This is a genomic window from Nocardia sp. NPDC058499, from assembly GCF_042719915.1.
GTDB lineage: Bacteria > Actinomycetota > Actinomycetes > Mycobacteriales > Mycobacteriaceae > Nocardia.
This window is the reverse complement of the sequence record NZ_JBHXMZ010000010.1, coordinates 119,782-138,339: the sequence shown is the minus strand read 5'-3', so window position 1 is coordinate 138,339 and position 18,558 is coordinate 119,782. Positions and strand designations below refer to the sequence as shown.

Sequence of the window (18,558 nt, the reverse complement as noted above, 5' to 3'; positions counted from 1 at the left end):
AAATGTTCTCGGTCCTACGCGGTCTCCACCGGTAGCCGGTCCGCCTCGAGGTGTTGTCGATCATGGAATAGTCAAGTCCTCCGCATTCGCACCCTGCGGACGGTCCGGCCGGGTCGACGCGATCGCCGCGGTGAGCGCCTCCCGGTCGTCGAACGGATATTTCACGCCCTGGATCTCCTGTCCAACTTCGTGTCCCTTACCAGCCACCAGCACCACATCGCCGGCGTGCGCCCAGCCGACGGCCGCCTCGATCGCCGCCGTCCGGTCGCCGATATCACGTACTTCACCGCGCTGTTCTGCGGGCACACTGTTCGCCCCCGCCACCAGCGCCGCGCGGATCGCGGCCGGATCCTCGCTGCGCGGATTATCGTCGGTGACGATCAACAGATCCGCGCCGCGCGCCGCGGCCGCACCCATCAGTCCACGTTTGCCGGTATCGCGATCGCCACCGGCACCCACCACCACCGCCAGCCGGCCGGTACCGCCCGCGGCGGCCAGATGGGCGCGCAGGGTCGCGATCACCGATTCCACGGCGGCGGGTTTGTGGGCGTAATCCACCAGGGCCAGGAAATCCTGTCCCCGATCCACCCGCTGCATCCGGCCGGGGACATCCACGGTGGCCAGCGCGGGCGCGGCGGTGGCCGGATCGACCCCCGCCGCCGCGCACACCGCGAGCGCGAGCAACCCGTTGGCGACGTTGTAGTCACCCGGCAGCCGCAACCGCACCACCGTCTCCCCGCTGGGACCGGCCGCGGTGAATTCCTGTTCACCGCCGTGCGTGCGCGCGGGCTCGGCCACCGACCAGTCCGCCGGACCGGTCGTACGGACCCGCACCGGCGCGGCCAGGCCGTCGGCGAGCCGGCGCCCCCACGCATCGTCGATATTCACCACCGCGGTACGCGCCGCCACCGGCGAATCCGGCTCGAACAACCGGCGTTTGGCAGCGAAATAGTCTTCGAAATCGGCGTGGAAATCCAAATGGTCCTGCGTCAGGTTGGTGAAGGCACCCACCGCGAATCGCACACCGTCCACCCGGCCCAGCGCCAGCGCGTGACTGGATACCTCCATCACCACCGCGTCCACGCCCTGTTCCACCATCAGCGCGAACATCGCGTGCAGCTGCGGCGCTTCGGGGGTGGTCAGCGCACTGGGTACGCGACGACCGCCGATCCGGGTCTCGATGGTGCCGATCAGTGCCGTGGAACGGCCCGCGGCGGCCAACCCGGCCTCCACCAGATAGGAGGTGGTGGTCTTACCGGAGGTCCCGGTGATCCCGACGATCGTCAGCTGCTCCGACGGATGGCCGTAGATCGCCGCCGACAGCTCGCCCAGGACAGCGCGCGGATTCTCCCGCACCACGACCGGCACCGGCAGCTCACCCGCCGCCTCGGCGCCCGCGCGATCGGTCAGCACCGCGACCGCGCCGCGCGCCACCGCGTCCGCGGCGAACCGGGCGCCGTGCGCGCGGGAACCGGGGAGCGCGGCGAACAGATCACCGGGTATCACGGCGTCGGAGCGCTGCTCGATACCGGTGATCCGCAGGTCGGCGGGCACCGCCGGACCAGGGTCGGCGGCGATCGTTTCCAGCAGATCGGACAGCGGGGTCGACGGCGGCCGGGCGGGCCGCAGCACGTGCTGGCTGGACTGCGCGGGCACGGGGTTCCTCTCTGCATGATGAAGCGCGCGGATACGACGACGAGTCAGGTTACCGACGCCGCGTCCGGGCCGGGTAAGCCGGTTCGCCGAATCACGACGCCTGCAGGACGAACTGTTGTTCCGGTTGCCGCGACGGCGGTATCCGGTCGCGCTGTAACGCCCAGGAGGCGATATCGTGGAACAGCGGTGCCACCGACTGTCCACCGCTGCCGTCGGAGCTGCGTTGCGGCGCGTCCAGCATCAATCCGATCACATATCGCGGATCGTCCGCGGGCGCGATACCGGCGAAGGTGATCCAGTACGAATCGCTGGAATAGCAGCCACAGTCCGGATCCACTTTCTGCGCGGTCCCGGTCTTACCGGCGATCCGGTATCCCTCGATCGCCGCGGCGGCCCCGGTGCCGGTCTGCACTCCGGTCGGATCGTCCTGCACCACCGACTGGAACATCGTCCGCACCGTGCGGGCGGTCTCCGGGCTCACCACCCGAACTCCCTCGGGTGCCGGTTCCTCGGTGCGCGAACCGTCCGGTGCGACCGTCGCGCGCAGGATCCGCGGCGGCACCCGCACCCCGTCGTTCGCAATGGCCTGGTACATACTCGTCATCTGCAGTGTCGTCATCGAAAGTCCCTGCCCGATCGGCAGGTTCGCGAAGGTTCCCCCGGACCACTGGTCCCGGGCGGGCAGTAGACCCGAACTCTCCGCGGGCAACCCGACCCCGGTCCGCCGGCCCAGGCCGAATCGGTCGAGCATATCGGCGAATCGGTCCTCCCCGATGCGCTGCGCCAGCATCAGGGTGCCGACATTGGAGGATTTCCCGAAGATCCCGGTGGTGGTGTAGGGCTCGACGCCGTGCTCCCAGGCATCGCCGACGGTCACCCCCGACATCTGGATCTTGCCGGGCACCTGGTGCACCTCGTGCGGATCGGTGAGACCGTATTCGATGGCGGCCGCGGCGGTCACCACCTTGTTCACCGAACCGGGTTCGAACGGCTGGGTCACCGAGGGGTTGTCCAGTCCTGCGGGATCCCAGTGCTCCGGCCCGAGAGCCGGGTTGAACGTATTGTCGTTGGCCATCGCCAGGACCTGGCCGGTTTTGGCGTCCAGGACCACCGCGGACCCCGATTTCGCGCCCGATCTGTCCTTGGCCTGCTGGATCTGCTGCTGCACGTAGTACTGCAGATACGAGTCGATGGTGAGTTCGACATCGTTGCCGTCCACCGCGGGCTGGCGGTCACGCCAGCTCCCCGGGATGACCGCGCCGTCGGACCCGCGATCGTAGGTGTAGGACCCGTCGGTACCGGCCAGTACCGAGTCCAGCGCGCCCTCCAGGCCGACGCGGCCGTGCCCGTCCCATCCGGTGGCGCCGACGATATTCGCCGCCAGCGAGCCGCCCGGGTATTCGCGCAGGTCCTGCCGTTCCGACCCGACCTCGGGGAACTTCGCGGTAATGGTGTCGGCCTTGCGCGGATCGACATTGCGGGCCAGGTACACGAAGGGTTCGTCACTGCGCAGTTTGTCCAGCAATTCGTCCTCGTCGGGCCCGTCCGGGCCGAGCACTTCGTGCACGGTACGCGCGATCTCCTGCAGGCGCTCATCGGGTTCGGGCGCGGTATCGTCCGCGGCCCGGGCAGCGGCGAGGTCTTTGCGCACCCGTACCGGCTGGAAGCTCAACGCCTGGGCGATCACCGTGAGTGCCAGCGATTTTCCGTGCCGGTCGGTGACGGTCCCGCGGGTGGCGGGCAGATCCTGGTAGGTGGTCCGCTGTCCGGCGGCCTGCGCGGAAAGTGTGGGCGCGGAAATGGTCTGGATCCACAGCAGTTGCAACGCCACCACGGTCAGCGCGACGAGCATGATCACGCGCCCCACGCCCAGCCGCATCCGCACCGGCCCGTCCTTCTTCGCCCCGGCCCGCGAGCGTTTGGGCCGACCGGCAGCGGCCGGACGGCCCTTCGCGGTACCCCGGTTCACCGCGGTACGGGACTTCGGCGCGCCGCGCTCGCGTCCCGACCCGCGCCGATTCACCGCATCTCCTCCCCGGCAACCGCTCCCGGGGCCCCTGCGGGCACCCCGGCCGGAGCCGGTGGCGGTACAGCCGGGCGGCCGTCACCGGCAGCCGGTCCTCCCCCGGCGACCGGCGCGCCGGCAGGCGGCGGTACGGCCGGGGCCGAGCTGTCGTTCGGACCCACCGGAGCCGGTGGCGGTACGGCGGCTGCGCCCGGTTCGACCGGCGGCTCCGGCACCGCGGCACCGTCCACCGGAGCGGGGGCACCCGCCACGGGCGCGCCCGGGGCCGGGACAGCCGGAGGTACCGCCTCGGTCTCCGGGGCCGGAGCAACCGGCGCACCGGCATTTTCCGGGGCGGGGGCAGCACCCGCGGGCGGCTGACCCGGTACCGGCGCCCCGCCGGGGGCGGGCACCGGCTGTGGCTGTGCGGGATCCACGCCGGGGGCGGCCAGCACATTGCCCGGATCGGGATTCGCGGCAGGCACCGGCGGCGTCACGGGCACCGGAACAACCCGCTCCCCCGGATCGGCGCCGCTGGGCGGGGCCGTCCGCGGCGGCGCGTTCAGCGGCGGTGCGGGCGGTCCCTGGGCGGGTGCGGGCTCACCGATCACGGTGATCGTCCCGTCCGGTGCCACCACCAGGCGAGCGGGATCGTCGGCGGGGATCATGCCGAGTTCCCGGGCCCGGGCGGCGAGTACGGGGGCGGAATCGGCCGCGGCCACTTCCCGCTGCAGCGCCGCACGTTCGTCGGAGAGCACCCGGTTGGCCTCGCGGGCGTCGCTGAGCTGGTAGCTGTCCTCGGCGGCGCGCGTGGTCAGGACCAGGGTCAGCGCGAGACCGCAGCCGAACATGGCCAGAATCGCGGCGACGAACGGCGCCCGCCCGGTCAGCTCGGAACCGGCCGGCGCGGCGGGTGTCGTAACCCGCTGCCGGCGGCGCTCGTAGGCCCGCTGTGCCGCACCGGATTTCACCCGCTCGGCGCTGTGTGCACGCCGGGCCGGCCGCCCGATTTCGGTACGTGTTCCCACACTCATACCAGACACCCCCGTATCGGTGTGATGGCTCGCGACGTCCTGGCGCGGGCCTCTGTGTTGTATCCGTCCGCTGTGTCCGACCGCTTCTCCTCCGGTACCGCCGGACACCTGCTCACGATGCGGTACATGGGTTCCGCATACACCCTGTAGTACTCGATATTTCCTTCGGCGACAATCGAATTCGATATACCCACAGGATCCGATAAGGGGCGCGCGGACGGGCGGGTGTGCCGGCTCATACCGCCTCCTGCGCAATCTTCTCCGCGGCCCGCATCCGGACCGGCGCCGCGCGCGGGTTGTCCTCGATCTCCGCGGCGCTCGCCTGTTCGGCGCCACGGGTCAGGATCCGGAACAGCGGGCCCATACCGGGCAGTTCGACCGGAAGGTCCACCGGCGTCCGCGATTTCGCCCGGTCCGCCAGTTCGTGTTTGACCACCCGGTCCTCGAGCGATTGATACGACATGACGACGATCCGTCCACCGGGGCACAACGCGTCCAGCGCGGCGGGCAGCGCGGCCCGGAGCGACTCCAGTTCGGCGTTCACCTCCACCCGCAGGGCCTGGAAGGTGCGCTTGGCCGGATGTCCGCCGGTCCGCCGGGCGGCGGCGGGGATGGCGTCGTAGAGCAGGCTCACCAGTTCGGCACTGGTCCGGAACGGCTGCTTGGCCCGGCGGCGGACGATCTCCGCCGCGATCCGGCTCGCGAAACGTTCCTCGCCATAGGTTTTCAGCACTCGGGCGAGCTCACCGTGACTGTAGGTGTTGAGCACATCGGCGGCCGTGGGACCGGTGGTGGGATCCATCCGCATATCCAGCGGAGCATCCACCGAATAGGCGAAACCACGTTCGGCTTCGTCCAATTGCATGGACGAGACACCGAGATCCATCAACAGGCCGTGGACCGAGCCGGTCGCGGGCAGTCCGGCCTCGGCGAGCGCATCGGCTATCCCGTCGTAGCGGGTGTGCACCAGAGTGATCCGGTCCCGGAAAGGCCGCAACCGTTCGGCGGCATGCGCCAGCGCATCGGTATCCCGGTCCAGCCCTACCAGGCGCAGCGCCGGATGGGTCCGCAGGAAGTATTCGGCATGGCCCCCCAGCCCGAGGGTGGCGTCGAGATATACCGCATCCGGCCGGTCGAGCACCGGGTCGAGCAATTCCGCCGCGCGAGTGAGCAGAACGGGAACGTGTCGCGTGCCGTGCTGCTCACGGTTCACCTGGCCTCCCGGAATTGTGCCTTGCCGGCGGAACGACCGGCTGCGGGTCGTATCGGACCGTGACGCCGGCCTGGTTGCCGTCGCCGAAGCGGTGCGGAAATATGCGTGAGATGCGGCGCCGCCACCGCGACGGGGACGGCCACAGAATGTGCGGCAGAAGGAAATCGGTGACCGGACGAATGCCGCGGGGTCTCTGACCGAAGCGGCACCTGGCGTCGGGGAAGTACGTCAGGGTCCGCATCCGGGCAGAGGCCGCGTGGCACTCGCCGCGGGCTAGAAGATTCCGCCCAGTGCCTCGTCTCTCGCTTGCGCGTAGTCCTCCTCGTGTTCGGCGAGGTAGGTCTCCCACGCCTGCTGGTCCCAAATCTCCAGGAAGTCCACCGAACCGATGACCGTACAGTCGCGGGTGAGGTTGGCGTACCGGCGATGTTCGGCCGACAACACGATCCGGCCCTGCGTATCCAGCCGCTGTTCGTCGGTTCCCGCCGCCAGCGCCCGGATGAATGCCCGCGCCTGCGGATTGCTCCGGGATGCCGAAGCAGCTCGCCGGGCGAGCGCACTGAACTCTTCCTTCGGATAGACGGCCAGGCTGTGGTCCTGTCCTTTGGTGACCATCAACCCTCCCGCCAGATCGTCTCGAAACTTCGCGGGCAACGTGAGTCGCCCCTTGTCGTCCAACCGAGGTGTGTAAGTACCGAGAAACAACCCCGATACCTCCTACCGGACCACCTCGAATGGTGCCGGCCGGCTGGGCCGGCCGAGCGCCTTACGGCCTCTCCTGTAGTGCGCGCTCCACATTACCCCACTTTCCCCCACTTTCAATCGAAACACGGGGTGATGTGGCTCCCCGGTTCACGGATTTCGCAGGTCACCCCAGCTATCACGGGCCGAGCGAACTTTTCGCGCACTCTGCCTCCTTGCGCGCGTCCGCGGGCACAGAACCGGACGGCGCCCGTCAACTTCCAGCAAACCCCCTGTTCACGCACCGTCAGGGCATGCGGTGGGGCGCTGTGGAGGGCTCCGGTGGGGGGAAGTGGGAAGCGGGGTCCGCGCTATATGTGAGAGGTTCGCCTCGGCCGGCTACTACTCCTGTTCGAACCTTCTACGGAACCGGTCTTCCATCCGCTCGGTGAATCCACCGGAACGGCGTTGCCGGCCGCGACCACCGCCGCGCGGCGACGATCCCGATGCGGCCGGCGGATCGTTCGGGGACGTATCGCCCCCACCCGCCGGTCCGCCCTTCGTTCCGCCGAGCAGGACCAGAACTCCCGCACCGAACATCACGATGAATCCGATCAGACTGATGATCGGAAAACCACCGGGCCGCACCGGTAGGGCTATTCCGGCGATCAGCAGGACGAGGCCGAGTACGAACAAGGCCGCGGCCTGGAGTCTGCGGCGACTCGACGGCGTACGGAAGCGTCCACCGCGGACGGACGACGCGAACTTCGGATCCTCAGCATAGAGAGCGCTCTCGATCTGTTCGAGCATGCGCTGCTCGTGCTCGGAGAGTGGCACGGTACCTCCCCCGGCACTAGGACGTGGCTGTCGCCTCCGGGTAGGCGACAGATAACCCCTTGGCGGCTATCTGTCACCAATGATACGAGTTCCCCCAGAGCCGTACCACCATATGGGTACAGCCGAGCGAACTTCGTGATCGCAGTGAGCCCGGCACGTACCGAAAGCCGTGGTAAGAGGGCCGCGCCGATATCGGTCACAGGCGCAAGCGCGCCGTGGCCCGCGCCCGGATACGTCGTCCGGCGCGAGCGGGCCGACCGGTCGGCAGCAGCTGCTCACCCGGGACCTCCCCGGCCGATGACGGCGCCGCATACGGAATGCGGCTCGCGACGCCGCGGTACGGGCGGCTATATGTCCTCACGCGGCGTGTCGTACCCGTCCCCCGCGGCCCGCAGTCGCGCCGCCGGTGCTATCAGATCCTCCACATCGTGCAGGAACGCGCCGACCCGCGCGTAGAACTCATCGGCGCGGATCTCGTCGATGTCGCGCGGTAGCCCGGCCTCCAGCGCCGCCCGGGTAGCGGAATGGCCGCTGAAATAGTCCGCCCACATCACGAATTCGGGCGCGGCGCGCTGCAGCATCACCCAGGCGTTACGCGAACGGGCCCGCGGTGCGGTATCGGCGCCGGTGAGTGCCAGTACCGCCCCCGCTCCACGCAGCGCGGCCAGATACGCGACCCGGAATCGCTCCGATGGGTCGTTCTCCCCCGCCGCTTCCATCAACAGTCCGTCGGCGCGTTGCAGCAGCATCCCCGCGCGGCCCGAGTGACCCGGGTGAACGTTTCGATCCGCCATGGCCGTCCCTCCGTATCTCCCCTGCCGGCCCCCGCGGCGGTCCGCCGGTATGGCAGGCTGAGCGTGCACCGTGGGGGGGCCGAACAGGTATTCGAACGTTTGGCTCGAGCTTGAATATAGAGACGACCACCGACATGTTCGCCCGCCGGAAAGTCCCAGCTCCGCCCCGCCGACCGCGAAAGAGCCCACCGATACCGCAATGACCGCCGTCAAACCCAACCACCTCCCCGCCCCGGTCGTCGTCGACCTCTCGGTCCCCGCCCTGCGCGCCCGCCTGCACGATGCACTGTCTGTGTACGTCGCGGCCATGGACTATCCGCGCGGCACCGAACACCATCGCGCGCCGATGTGGACCGAGCACACCCAGCGCGCCGGCTGGCAGGCCGTCGCGGCAGTGGTCCCCGAGGACAACGGCGGCTTCGATATCCGCACCTCGCCGCTCGTCGCCATCGCCTACGGCTACCGCGGCGGACCACACCAGTGGTGGCAGCAGCAGGTGCACGCGGGTATGCGGCGGTCCGGCTGGCCGGAAGCGGCGACCCAGGGACTGCTCGGCGACTATTTCGAACTCACCGAACTGCATGTCCATCCGAGCGCTCAGGGTCGTGGAATCGGCGCGATCCTGCTCCGCAAACTCCTGCGCGACCGGCCCGAACGCGCCGTACTGCTGTCCACGCCCGAAGTATCGGCCGAGGACAACCGCGCCTGGCGGCTGTACCGGCGGATGGGTTTCCAGGACGTACTGCGCGATTTCGTCTTCGCCGGCGACAGCCGCCGCTTCGGTATTCTCGGCCGGCCGTTACCGCTTGCGCTGCCATGACAGTGGTGATCGTCGGCTCCGGGCACAATGCGCTGGTCGCCGCGTGTTACCTGGCCCGGGCAGGCCATCCGGTGCGCGTGCTGGAACGCGACAGCGTCCTGGGCGGCGCGGTATCGACCGTGGAACGCTTCCCCGGGCACCGCGTGGACCGCGGATCATCGGCGCATCTGATGATCCGGCATACCGGCATCATCGAGGACCTGGCGCTGGACCGGTTCGGCCTGCGCTATCTCGACTGCGACCCGTGGGCCTTCGTACCCGCCTGCCCCGATACCGGCGCCGCCCCGATCGTCTTCCACCGCGACCTGGACCGCACCTGCGCGTCTGTGGCCGCCGCCTGCGGCGATCGTGACGCGGCCGCCTACCGGCGTTTCGTGGCGGTCTGGGAACCGCGCGCAAGCCGGGTGATGCGCTCGTTCGGGGGCGCGCCGGCCCCGGGCCATCTCCTGCGTTCGTTCTGGGGCCTGGACGCCAGTGCGGGCGGTAGCGCCCTGTCGCGGGAGTTCCTGCAGACCGGTGATGCGCTGCTGGACAGCTGGTTCGACGACGAGCGGCTCAAGGCCGCGCTGGCCTGGTTCGGTGCGCAATCGGGCCCGCCGATGTCGGAGCCGGGGACCGCACCGATGGTGGGATTCGCGGCACTCATGCACACCCTGCCGCCCGGCCGCGCGGTCGGCGGCAGCGGCGCGCTCACCGAAGCACTCGTGGCCCGGCTGCGCGCCGACGGCGGGGAGATCGTCGCCGGTGACGCGGTCACCGGGCTCACCCGCCGCGGCGACCGGTGGCAGATCCGTACCGCCGCGGGGCGCGACCACACCGCCGATACCGTGATCGCCGGAATCCATATCCTGACCACCCTCGAACTACTGCGCGCCGGCGGTTTCGACCCGGAAACGCTGGACGGGTGGCGGCGGCGGATCCGCGTCGGCCCCGGGATCGGCATGGTGGTGCGGGCCGCGACCAGCGCGCTACCGCAGTATCCGGGCGCGACGACCGCCGAATCCGCGACCGGTCTGCAATTACTGGTCACCGATCGCCGGGAGTTACGGCTCGCGCACGGAAACGCCCTCGGCGGCCGGCTGCCACCGCGGCCGGTGGTGCTCGGGATGAGTTTCAGCGCACTGGACCCCGGTATCGCCCCGGCCGGCGAACATCAACTCTCGCTGTGGTCGCAATGGCATCCCTACCGGCTCGCCGACGGCACGGACTGGGCGGCGCATGCCGAAGCCGAGGCCGACCGGATCATCGGTGAACTCGACCGCTACGCGCCGGGTGCCGCGGCGACGGTGTTGCGCCGCCATATCCAGACCCCGGTCGATCTGGAAACCGAGATGGGGCTGCGCGGCGGCAATGTCATGCATATCGAGATGAGCCTCGATCAAATGATGTTGTGGCGGCCGCTACCGGAACTGTCCGGGCAGCGGGTGCCCGGCGCGCCCGGCCTCTACCTCACCGGCGCCTCCACCCATCCGGGCGGCGGGGTCTCCGGAGCGAGCGGACGAACCGCGGCGCGACTGGTTCTGCACGACAGCCGGCGCGGGTGGCGGTGGCTGCGCAGATGAGCGTGGGGGTGCCGAAGTTCCGGGTGGACAGCCCGCGTGAGCCGGCGCCGGCCGGTTGCCTGATTCTGCTCATCGCGGTGCAGATCGCCTATCCGCTGACGAGTGGGTCCGCTCGCGACGCCGTCACGGTGGCGGTGGTGCTCGCCTCGGCCGGCACCGCTCTGGTGCACGCGGCAGTGACGCGCGGTGTGCGATACGCGGCGGGTTTCGGTGTGCTCGTCTCCGGTATCGGTCTCACCGCCGAGGCCGTGGGCACCGCGACCGGGTTTCCGTTCGGCGCCTACGACTACGCGGTCGGACGGCTGGGCCCGGCACTGTTCGAGGTGCCGCTGGTGGTCCCGCTCGCGTGGACCGGCGGGATATATCCGATCTGGGTGGTCGCGGGGATGCTGTGCCGTACGCCTGCGGCGCGGATCGCCGCCACCGCGGCGGGTGCGGTGGGCTGGGATCTGTTCCTCGACCCGCAGATGGTGGCCGACGGGCAGTGGCGGTGGGCCGATACCGATTCGGGGCTGCCGGGGCTCGCGGCCATCCCCTGGACGAACTATCTCGGCTGGTTCCTGGTGGCCGGCCTCATCGCCGGTGCGCTGACCGTATGGGAACGAACCGCCCCGCCCACCGGGCGGCTGGGCGTCCCGGTACTGATGTTCCTGTGGACGTGGCTGGGATCGGCGCTGGCACACGCCGTTTTCCTCGGCCTGCCGTACTCGGCCGCCTACGGAGGGGTCGCGCTGGGCCTGCTCGGGGTGCCGCTGCTGGTCCGGACGGTTCGCGCCGGAACCGGACTCGACGACTCGTCCTCCGGTGACGCGGCCGGGCCCGTCGCATGGCGTCGGTGAGTCGCGGCCTGGCACCATGTCATCCGTGCCTTCGAGTCCCGTTACCGCGAAACCCGGCTCCCCGGTCCCTGTTCTGCGCTCGCGCCGCCTGCGCGCGCGGGTGACAGCGGCGATCGTGCTGGCCGCTCTGCTGGTTCCCGCCCTGGCCGGCTGCCTGCGGGTCCAGGCATCGATGGGGTTGTCGTCCAACGACCGGGTATCGGGACGGATCGTGGCCGCGGTCGTCCCGGAGAACAGCGAGGACAAGGGGCCGCAGTTCACCGCCCCGGAGGCGCTGGCCACCAAAGTGCGGGTCGAACCGTACAACCAGGACGGTTACGTCGGCAGCGAAATCTACTTCGACGACCTGAACTTCGGCGAGGTCGAACAGCTCAGCCAGCTGTCGGAACAGGCACAGGGCCTGTTCGACCTGAAATTCCAGCGCAACGGCGACCTGGTCAGCCTCAACGGCCGCGTCGATCTGGAGACCATGGCCCCGCACGGTTCGGATGTGCAGTTGAGTGTGGCGTTCCCGGCCCGGGTCGCCAAAACCAACGGCACCCGGGAGGGCGATGCGGTGGTCACCTGGAAACTGCCCGCCGGTGAGGTGAGCACGGTCCGCGCCGAGGTCGGCTACGCCGATCCGAACACCCGCTCGTTCGCCGGCTGGGCCGGTATCGTCGGCGGGATCACGCTGGCCGTCGCGGCCGTCGTCGCCGCACTGGCCTACCTCTACCGCAACCCGCCCCCCTCCGGCGCCCCGGCCGGTTTCTCGCTGCGCCGCTGGTGGGATCAGGTCAAGAACGACGCATGAGGTCCCCCGCGCGGCGGCGCCGGCCGGACTCGTCCCAACCGGTCGCCCGGCCGCCGTCGTCCGAATCGGCTCGCACACCGGCTTCCGTCACACCGCCCACTCGAGCAAACCCGGCCGCACTCTCCCGCGCATCGGGCCTGTCCGCGCTGTTCCACACTGCGGGCTTACCCCCGCTGCCTCGCGCAGCCGGCTCCACACCGCCGCGCCGGCCGGTACGCTCCTTCCGGCCGGCTCGCGCAGCACCAGGCTCCGCCGGGCCGGCATCCCGGCGACCGGCACGGCTGGTGGCCGTGGGAGCCGGGCTGTCCGCGTGTTGTGCGGCACTGACAGCGTGGAACCGGCTCACCGTGCCCAGGCTGTCAGCCACTGCTGCGCCGATCACCGAGACGGTGACGGTCTGTGTCCCCGCCCGCAACGAATCCGACCGGATCGCGGCCCTGATCGCGGATCTCCGCGCCCAGACCGATATCCCACGGCTGCGCATACTCGTATTCGACGACGCCTCCACCGACGACACCGCCGCACGTGCAGTCGAGGCGATCGACGGCGACCCACGCTGCACGCTGCTGCGCGGGAGCGGCGGACCGCCGCCGGGCTGGACCGGTAAGGCCGCGGCGTGCCGAATGCTCGCCGATACCGCGGAGCGGCTCGCGGACACCACTGTGCTGGTGTTCCTGGACGCCGATATCCGGCTCGCACCGGGCGCCCTCGCCGCGGCGGTGGCCGAACTCCGGCGCCGGGATATCGCACTGGTGTCGCCCTGGCCGCAGCAGCAGGCGCAGTCTCTCGCCGAGCACTTGGTGCAACCGCTGCTGTGCTGGTCGTGGGCCTCGACACTGCCGGTGGTGTGCGCCGATCGCGGATCACGGACCTCCACCGTGGTCGCGTGCGGGCAGTTCCTGGTGTTCGACGCGGCCGCCTACCGTGCGATCGGCGGTCACGCGGCGGTCGCGGACAGTGCCACCGAAGACCTCGATATCGCCCGCGCACTGCGCCGCGCCGGCTACCGCACCGGGCTGGCCGCGGCCGGTGGCCTGGCCCGGACGCGGATGTACCGGGGCGGGGGCGAACTCGCGGCGGGGTACCGGCGCTGGCTGTGGTCGGCGTACGGCGGTTCGATTCCCGGCGGGCTCGTGGTCGCGGCGGTCGCCGCCTGGGCGTACTGGTTGCCTCCGCTGGCCGGCGTGCTCGGCCGCGGATCGGTGCGGCGCTGGGGGCTGTTCGGGTATGCCACCGCCGGCGCCGGACGGTTACTCGCCCGCGGACTGGAAACCGGACGGCGGCCGGAATCCGGCGACGTGGCCGCCGCAATGTCCCACCCAGTGGCAATAACGGCCTATTTCTTCCTGTGGGCACGCTCACACCGCGATCGCCGCCACAACGCCCTGACCTGGAAGGAACGCCCCCTGCCGCCCGGAAAAGGGATGAACTCGCACTGATTCTCGGTCTTGTGCCCGATGTTGCCGTGGCCGGATGATGAACCGGCCCGGACCGATCGGCGGGCAACAGGCCCTTTCCGGCCGGGTTCGAGGAGGCTCGTATGACCATCGCCGTCCATCCCAGTGTCGATTCCGGCTGGGCACAGTGGCACAGCCGCTACTCGACCCGCCTGCGAAGCGCACACCGCGATCCCCTCGCCCAACACGACCTCGGCGAGGTGCCCGCGCAGCTGCCCGGTGTCCCGGGCACCTGGTGGGTCGTCGACGGCCGGGTGTTCATCGCCGCCAAACCGGGCGACCGGCTCGACCACGACGGCGACCGGGTCGCCGGGATCGAAATCCTCGATCCCGTGGACGGCGCGCCCGGGCTGATCCTGCGCCACGACAACCATGCCGTCGAAGTTCTCCGGCAGGGCGAACGGACAACGATCCGCGTCCACGCGCCGATCGTTTAGACGCACCTCCCACGCACAGCGGTAATCGGTCCGGCCGGCGGGGACCTACAGGGATCGCCTCTCTCCCACGCGGATCGGCGTCCCTCGTGCACTCCGCATGCGAGCGGGGCCACCCGGCCGACCGGGCGGTGCGATTACGACCTCCACCGGATAGGGCTGCGGTATGTCGGGTCGAGTACGAGGGCCGCTCGGTAGCTCCCGTGCCCGCCCGCCTCGGCATCCGGGCATCCGGCATCGATGGTCCCCGGAACTGTCCGCTGCGGCATCGGCCGCCCGTAACCGCCGCCGTTATCGACACCCGGTTGCGGCCCTTCACACAGGGCGTGGCCGGCAAACCGTACCTGTTCGGCCCGGGAACGGCCGAACGCTGCGGCCGAGGTCACCGGCCTGGGCATATGGCAACCTGCCGGCCGGACCGATTGCGATCTCCGCGGTTCAGGCGCTCAGGGGCGCCGCGGTGACTCCGTAACCGAGGTTGGTCAGCACCTCGCTGGTGGCCTTGGCGAAATTCAGGGTGATGAAATGCAGGCAGGGGGCACCTTCGGCGATCAGTCGTTCACCCATTTCGGTGGCGATCTCGATCCCGGCGGCGCGGACCGCGGCGCGATCCTCCTCCGCACCGGTTCCCGCGGCGCGGCGCAACCGTTCCAGGACTCGCTCCGGAAGTGGGCGGCCGCACAGCTGTTCGGCGCGCTCCACGGTGCGCAGCGAGGTGATCGGCATCAGCTCGGGAATGATCGGTTTGGCGCCTTCGACCGGGTCCAGGGCGGCGATCCGGTCACGCAACCGCAGATAGTCGTCGACATCGAAGAACATCTGGGTAATCGAATATTCCGCGCCTGCACGCAGTTTCGCGGCGAGGTAGGCGGTATCGCATTCCAGGTCCGGCGAACGGTGGTGGCCCTGCGGGAACGATGCCACGCCGACATGGAAATCGCCGAGGTCGCGCACGATCCGCACCAGCTCTTCGGCGTACTCCACGCCGGCGGGGTGTTTCTGCCATTCCCCCAGCGGATCCCCCGGCGGGTCGCCACGCAGGACCAGAATATTGCTGATCCCCGAATCGGCGTAGGCACCGACGATGGACCGCAGCTCGGCGACACTGTGCCCGACCGCGGTGAGATGTCCGACCGGCAGCAGGGTGGTTTCCTCGGCGAGCTGCCCGGTGACCCGCACCGTGCGATCGCGGGTACTGCCACCGGCACCGTAGGTCATCGAGACGAACGCGGGATGCATCCGTTCGAAGGTGCGCACCGCACGCCACAACCGCTGCTCACCGGCTTCGTCGCGGGGTGGCGAGAACTCCACCGAGAAGGGCACGGCACCACCCGCGTGCCGCTCCAGGCTCTGCACGACCGAAGGCGTCGCGGAGACGTCCGGTGACGTGGGAGACGGCCGGCCAGGGGTCGGGAGTCCCCGCTCGTAGTCGAAAGTCACCGGGCCAGTCTAAAGCCGTACCCGAGTCCGGGCGGTCCCGCGCTCGCTGTGAGCACCGCCGACCGAATCGAGGCGGCCGCCTTCGCGCGCGTATTCTGCGATCAGGTCCCGTCGCGACGGCGGGTCACCATGGGACACCATCGGAGGGACCCCTGCGGGCCATCTCGATGGCCGGCGCCCATGGCGAGCAACGATCTGGGAGGTCATCCTGTCCGCCGGAACCGGAACCGAAACCCCGGCCCGTTCGGGTCCCCTCTCGGCCGTCCCCGGGACAGCGGCCTTTGCGACCGCCGTCGAACAGGCCCTGACCAGCTATTTCGCCACCCGCGCGGAGGCTGTCACCGAACTGGGTCCGGTGTTCATCGATGCGGTCGGCGCGCTCGAATCGTTCGTGCTGCGCGGCGGGAAACGCACCCGGCCCGGTTTCGCCTGGATGGGCTGGCTGGGCGCCGGGGGCGATCCGGCCGGCGACCGGGCCGCGGCCGTGCTCCAGGCCTGCGCCGCGCTCGAGCTGGTGCAGGCGTGCGCGCTGATCCACGACGACATCATCGACTGTTCCCGCACCCGCCGCCGGTTCCCCACCGTGCACGTGGACTTCGAACAGCGCCATCACCATCAGGGCTGGACGGGCGATTCCGCGCACTACGGCGAATCGGTAGCGGTCCTGCTCGGTGATCTGGCCCTGGCCTGGGCCGACGATATGGTGCACAGCAGCGGCCTGGACCCGGCGGCGCTGGGCCGGTTCGCCCCGGTTTGGGCAGGGATGCGTACCGAGGTGCTGGGCGGTCAGCTGCTCGATGTGCACGGTGAGGCCAGCGGTGACGAATCCGTGGCGGCGGCGCTGCGGATCAACCGGTACAAAACCGCGGCCTATACGGTCGAACGCCCACTGCATCTCGGTGCGGCCCTCGCCGACGCCGATCCGGGGCTGGTCGCCGCTTACCGCACCTACGGCACCGATATCGGGATCGCCTTCCAGTTGCGTGACGATCTGCTCGGTGTGTTCGGTAATCCGGAGGTCACCGGTAAACCTTCCGGTGACGATCTGCGCGAGGGCAAACGCACCGTCCTGGTCGCCGAGGCGCTGCAGCGGGCCGCGGCGGACAACCCCGCCGCCGGCGACCGGTTACGCGCCGCTATCGGCACCGACCTCTCCGACGAGCAGGTGGGCGAACTGCGCGAGCTGCTGATCGAGCTGGGCGCGGTCGATGCCGTGGAAACCCGGATCGCCGCCCTCACCGACCAGGGCCTCGCCGCCATCGAAGCCAGTTCCGCCACCCCCGTAGCCAAGGACCGGCTGAAAGCAATGGCGCTCGCCGCCACCCGGCGCGCGGCATGAGCGGGTCGGGCCCGGAGGCGGTGGCGTGGCGCGCGCTCGGTGGACTCCGATGAGGACTGTGCGTGGCCCGGTAGAGCGTGTCGTCGTGGTCGGGGCCGGACTGTCCGGTTTATCGGCGGCGCTGTACCTGACCGGCGCGGGCTGCTCCGTCACCGTGGTGGAACGCGCCGATCACCCCGGTGGCCGGATGGGGCGCTACCGTTTCGACGGTTACGACATCGATTCCGGCGCTACCATCCTCACCCTCCCCGAACTCGTCGACGATGCGCTGGCCGCCGTGGGGCTCGACACCGACACCGCGATGCCCCCGTTGCGGGTCCGGCCGCTGGCGCCGGCGTATCACGCCCGTTTCGCCGACGGATCCGATCTGCGCGTCTTCTCCGATGCCGAGCGGATGAGCGCGGAGGTGGCGCGGGCCTGCGGCCCGGACGAGGCCGTGCGCTACCGCCGGCTGCGTGACTGGCTGGCGCAGGTCTACCGGGCCGAATACGACGAATTCCTGGCGGCGAATTTCGATTCCCCCCTGGACCTGGTCCGGATTCCGGCGAAACGCGCGGCTCTGCTCGACCTCATCGCGCTCGGGGCGTTCGGCCGGCTGGGCCGGCGCGTCACCCGCACCTTGCGCGACCCCCGGTTGAGCCGCTTGTTCACCTTTCAGGCGTTGTACGCCGGTATGGCGCCCGCGCAGGCGCTGGGCGTGTACGGCGCCATTCCTCATATGGATACGGGTCTGGGCGTCTATTTCCCCGAAGGGGGTATGCGCGCCGTCGCCGACACCCTCGCCGGGGCGTTCACCGCCGCGGGCGGACGGCTCGAACTCGGCACCGAGGTGACGGGTATCGATTACCACCGGGGCCGCGCGCGGCGGGTGGTAGCGGCCGGCGACCGGACCCTGCCCTGCGATGCGGTCGTGCTCACCGCGGATCTCGGATCGCTGGACCGTTTCGGCGTCCGGCCGCGCCGCGGCCTGCGGGCCTCGCCGTCGGCGGTGATCGCCCACGGGCTCGTACCGGCCGCGGTGGCCGGACAGTGGCCGGTGCAGGCACATCACACGATCGACTTCGGTGCCGCCTGGGCGCAGACCTTCCGCGAGATCACCGCGCGGCGCGGCGGCCGGCCGATGAGCGACCCGTCGCTGCTGCTGACCCGCCCCGCCCTGAGTGATCCCGGCCTGTACCTCACGCGCGACGGGGTCCGCTACGAACCGTTCTCGCTGCTCGCGCCGTGCCCGAACCTGGATTCGGCGCCGCTGGACTGGACCCGGCTGGGCCCGGCCTATCTGCGCGAACTCCTCTCGGTACTGGAAGCACGGGGATACCACCGGATTACGAGCGAATTCGACGTCGACCGGCTCGACACGCCCGCCACGTGGCGGGATCAGGGCATGATCGCCGGGACTCCGTTCTCGGCGGCGCACCTGTTCCGCCAGACCGGTCCGTTCCGTTCGCGCAACTTCCCGCGCGGCAGCGAGAACGTGGTCCTGGCAGGTTGCGGGACCACGCCGGGTGTCGGAGTTCCCACCGCGCTGCTGTCGGGAAAACTCGCGGCACAGCGCATTGTGGGCGAGAATCGCGGAGTCCGGACACGTGCCGCCGCGACCGTCCGGCGGTCTTCCCGGAGGGAAGCCGTAAACTGAGCGCCGACCTATTCGCCT

General features: G+C 70.2%; 16 protein-coding genes. 8 read left to right on the top strand and 8 right to left on the bottom strand.

Annotated elements, in window-relative coordinates; all coding sequences use genetic code 11:
• Window positions 1-60: 60 nt before the first annotated feature.
• From ACFWPH_RS27035 to ACFWPH_RS27005, 7 genes are all read right to left on the bottom strand, one after another.
• Window positions 61-1,656, bottom strand: coding sequence for a UDP-N-acetylmuramoyl-L-alanyl-D-glutamate--2,6-diaminopimelate ligase (locus ACFWPH_RS27035; RefSeq protein ID WP_378754926.1), 1,596 nt, complete (start codon window positions 1,654-1,656; stop codon window positions 61-63).
• 91 nt (window positions 1,657-1,747) lie between these two features.
• On the bottom strand, window positions 1,748-3,535 hold the full coding sequence (locus ACFWPH_RS27030; RefSeq protein ID WP_378755089.1) for a peptidoglycan D,D-transpeptidase FtsI family protein: 1,788 nt from the start codon (window positions 3,533-3,535) through the stop codon (window positions 1,748-1,750).
• Window positions 3,536-3,675: 140 nt separating this feature from the next.
• A complete protein-coding gene (locus ACFWPH_RS27025; RefSeq protein WP_378754925.1) occupies window positions 3,676-4,695 on the bottom strand; it encodes a hypothetical protein in 1,020 nt (339 codons plus the stop codon).
• Between the two features lie 235 nt (window positions 4,696-4,930).
• A complete protein-coding gene (gene rsmH / locus ACFWPH_RS27020; protein WP_378754924.1) occupies window positions 4,931-5,908 on the bottom strand; it encodes a 16S rRNA (cytosine(1402)-N(4))-methyltransferase RsmH in 978 nt (325 codons plus the stop codon).
• 273 nt (window positions 5,909-6,181) lie between these two features.
• Window positions 6,182-6,613 carry a division/cell wall cluster transcriptional repressor MraZ gene (gene mraZ / locus ACFWPH_RS27015; protein WP_280416051.1) on the bottom strand — a complete coding sequence of 144 codons (432 nt, stop codon included), beginning with the start codon at window positions 6,611-6,613 and terminating at the stop codon, window positions 6,182-6,184.
• 378 nt (window positions 6,614-6,991) lie between these two features.
• Window positions 6,992-7,426, bottom strand: a complete 435-nt coding sequence (locus ACFWPH_RS27010) for a DUF3040 domain-containing protein (protein WP_378754923.1) — start codon at window positions 7,424-7,426, stop codon at window positions 6,992-6,994.
• A 347-nt stretch (window positions 7,427-7,773) separates the two neighbouring features.
• Window positions 7,774-8,220: an SAV_6107 family HEPN domain-containing protein gene (locus ACFWPH_RS27005; RefSeq protein WP_378754922.1), complete on the bottom strand. Its 447-nt coding sequence runs from the start codon at window positions 8,218-8,220 to the stop codon at window positions 7,774-7,776.
• 199 nt (window positions 8,221-8,419) lie between these two features.
• Here ACFWPH_RS27005 and ACFWPH_RS27000 point away from each other — a divergent pair, with 199 nt between their 5' ends.
• The 6 genes from ACFWPH_RS27000 (at window position 8,420) to ACFWPH_RS26975 (ending at window position 14,128) form a co-directional block, all read left to right on the top strand.
• A complete protein-coding gene (locus ACFWPH_RS27000; protein WP_378754920.1) occupies window positions 8,420-9,040 on the top strand; it encodes a GNAT family N-acetyltransferase in 621 nt (206 codons plus the stop codon).
• Entirely contained in the window at window positions 9,037-10,602 is a 1,566-nt protein-coding gene (locus ACFWPH_RS26995; protein WP_378754919.1) for a phytoene desaturase family protein, read from the top strand. Before ACFWPH_RS27000 ends, ACFWPH_RS26995 begins: the two co-directional genes overlap by 4 nt.
• Window positions 10,599-11,441 carry a carotenoid biosynthesis protein gene (locus tag ACFWPH_RS26990; protein ID WP_378754918.1) on the top strand — a complete coding sequence of 281 codons (843 nt, stop codon included), beginning with the start codon at window positions 10,599-10,601 and terminating at the stop codon, window positions 11,439-11,441. The genes ACFWPH_RS26995 and ACFWPH_RS26990 overlap by 4 nt, the downstream gene beginning before the upstream one ends.
• A 16-nt stretch (window positions 11,442-11,457) precedes the next feature.
• Window positions 11,458-12,234: an LppM family (lipo)protein gene (locus ACFWPH_RS26985; protein ID WP_378754917.1), complete on the top strand. Its 777-nt coding sequence runs from the start codon at window positions 11,458-11,460 to the stop codon at window positions 12,232-12,234.
• A gap of 281 nt (window positions 12,235-12,515) precedes the next feature.
• The gene (locus ACFWPH_RS26980; RefSeq protein ID WP_378755088.1) at window positions 12,516-13,673 is read left to right on the top strand and encodes a glycosyltransferase; all 1,158 of its coding nucleotides are present in this window, start codon (window positions 12,516-12,518) and stop codon (window positions 13,671-13,673) included.
• Between the two features lie 101 nt (window positions 13,674-13,774).
• A complete protein-coding gene (locus ACFWPH_RS26975; protein ID WP_378754916.1) occupies window positions 13,775-14,128 on the top strand; it encodes a hypothetical protein in 354 nt (117 codons plus the stop codon).
• Window positions 14,129-14,563: 435 nt separating this feature from the next.
• Here the strand turns inward: ACFWPH_RS26975 and ACFWPH_RS26970 are convergent, their stop codons facing one another.
• A complete protein-coding gene (locus tag ACFWPH_RS26970; protein ID WP_378754915.1) occupies window positions 14,564-15,565 on the bottom strand; it encodes a methylenetetrahydrofolate reductase in 1,002 nt (333 codons plus the stop codon).
• 193 nt (window positions 15,566-15,758) lie between these two features.
• On the opposite strand from ACFWPH_RS26970, the gene ACFWPH_RS26965 reads away from it, so the two are divergent.
• Complete coding sequence (locus tag ACFWPH_RS26965; protein WP_378755087.1) at window positions 15,759-16,904, top strand: polyprenyl synthetase family protein; 1,146 nt, start codon at window positions 15,759-15,761, stop codon at window positions 16,902-16,904.
• Between the two features lie 49 nt (window positions 16,905-16,953).
• The gene (gene crtI, locus ACFWPH_RS26960) at window positions 16,954-18,540 is read left to right on the top strand and encodes a phytoene desaturase family protein (RefSeq protein ID WP_378754913.1); all 1,587 of its coding nucleotides are present in this window, start codon (window positions 16,954-16,956) and stop codon (window positions 18,538-18,540) included.
• Window positions 18,541-18,558 lie beyond the last annotated feature (18 nt).

Excerpts from the sequence above, each read along its gene's own strand:
- ACFWPH_RS27030 (WP_378755089.1), bottom strand. The coding sequence starts at position 3,535 with ATGCGGCTGGGCGTGGGGCGCGTGATCATGCTCGTCGCGCTGACCGTG.
- ACFWPH_RS27025 (WP_378754925.1), bottom strand. The coding sequence starts at position 4,695 with ATGAGTGTGGGAACACGTACCGAAATCGGGCGGCCGGCCCGGCGTGCA.
- ACFWPH_RS27005 (WP_378754922.1), bottom strand. The coding sequence starts at position 8,220 with ATGGCGGATCGAAACGTTCACCCGGGTCACTCGGGCCGCGCGGGGATG.
- ACFWPH_RS27000 (WP_378754920.1), top strand. The coding sequence starts at position 8,420 with ATGACCGCCGTCAAACCCAACCACCTCCCCGCCCCGGTCGTCGTCGAC.
- ACFWPH_RS26995 (WP_378754919.1), top strand. The coding sequence starts at position 9,037 with ATGACAGTGGTGATCGTCGGCTCCGGGCACAATGCGCTGGTCGCCGCG.
- ACFWPH_RS26990 (WP_378754918.1), top strand. The coding sequence starts at position 10,599 with ATGAGCGTGGGGGTGCCGAAGTTCCGGGTGGACAGCCCGCGTGAGCCG.
- ACFWPH_RS26985 (WP_378754917.1), top strand. The coding sequence starts at position 11,458 with ATGTCATCCGTGCCTTCGAGTCCCGTTACCGCGAAACCCGGCTCCCCG.
- ACFWPH_RS26975 (WP_378754916.1), top strand. The coding sequence starts at position 13,775 with ATGACCATCGCCGTCCATCCCAGTGTCGATTCCGGCTGGGCACAGTGG.
- crtI (WP_378754913.1), top strand. The coding sequence starts at position 16,954 with ATGAGGACTGTGCGTGGCCCGGTAGAGCGTGTCGTCGTGGTCGGGGCC.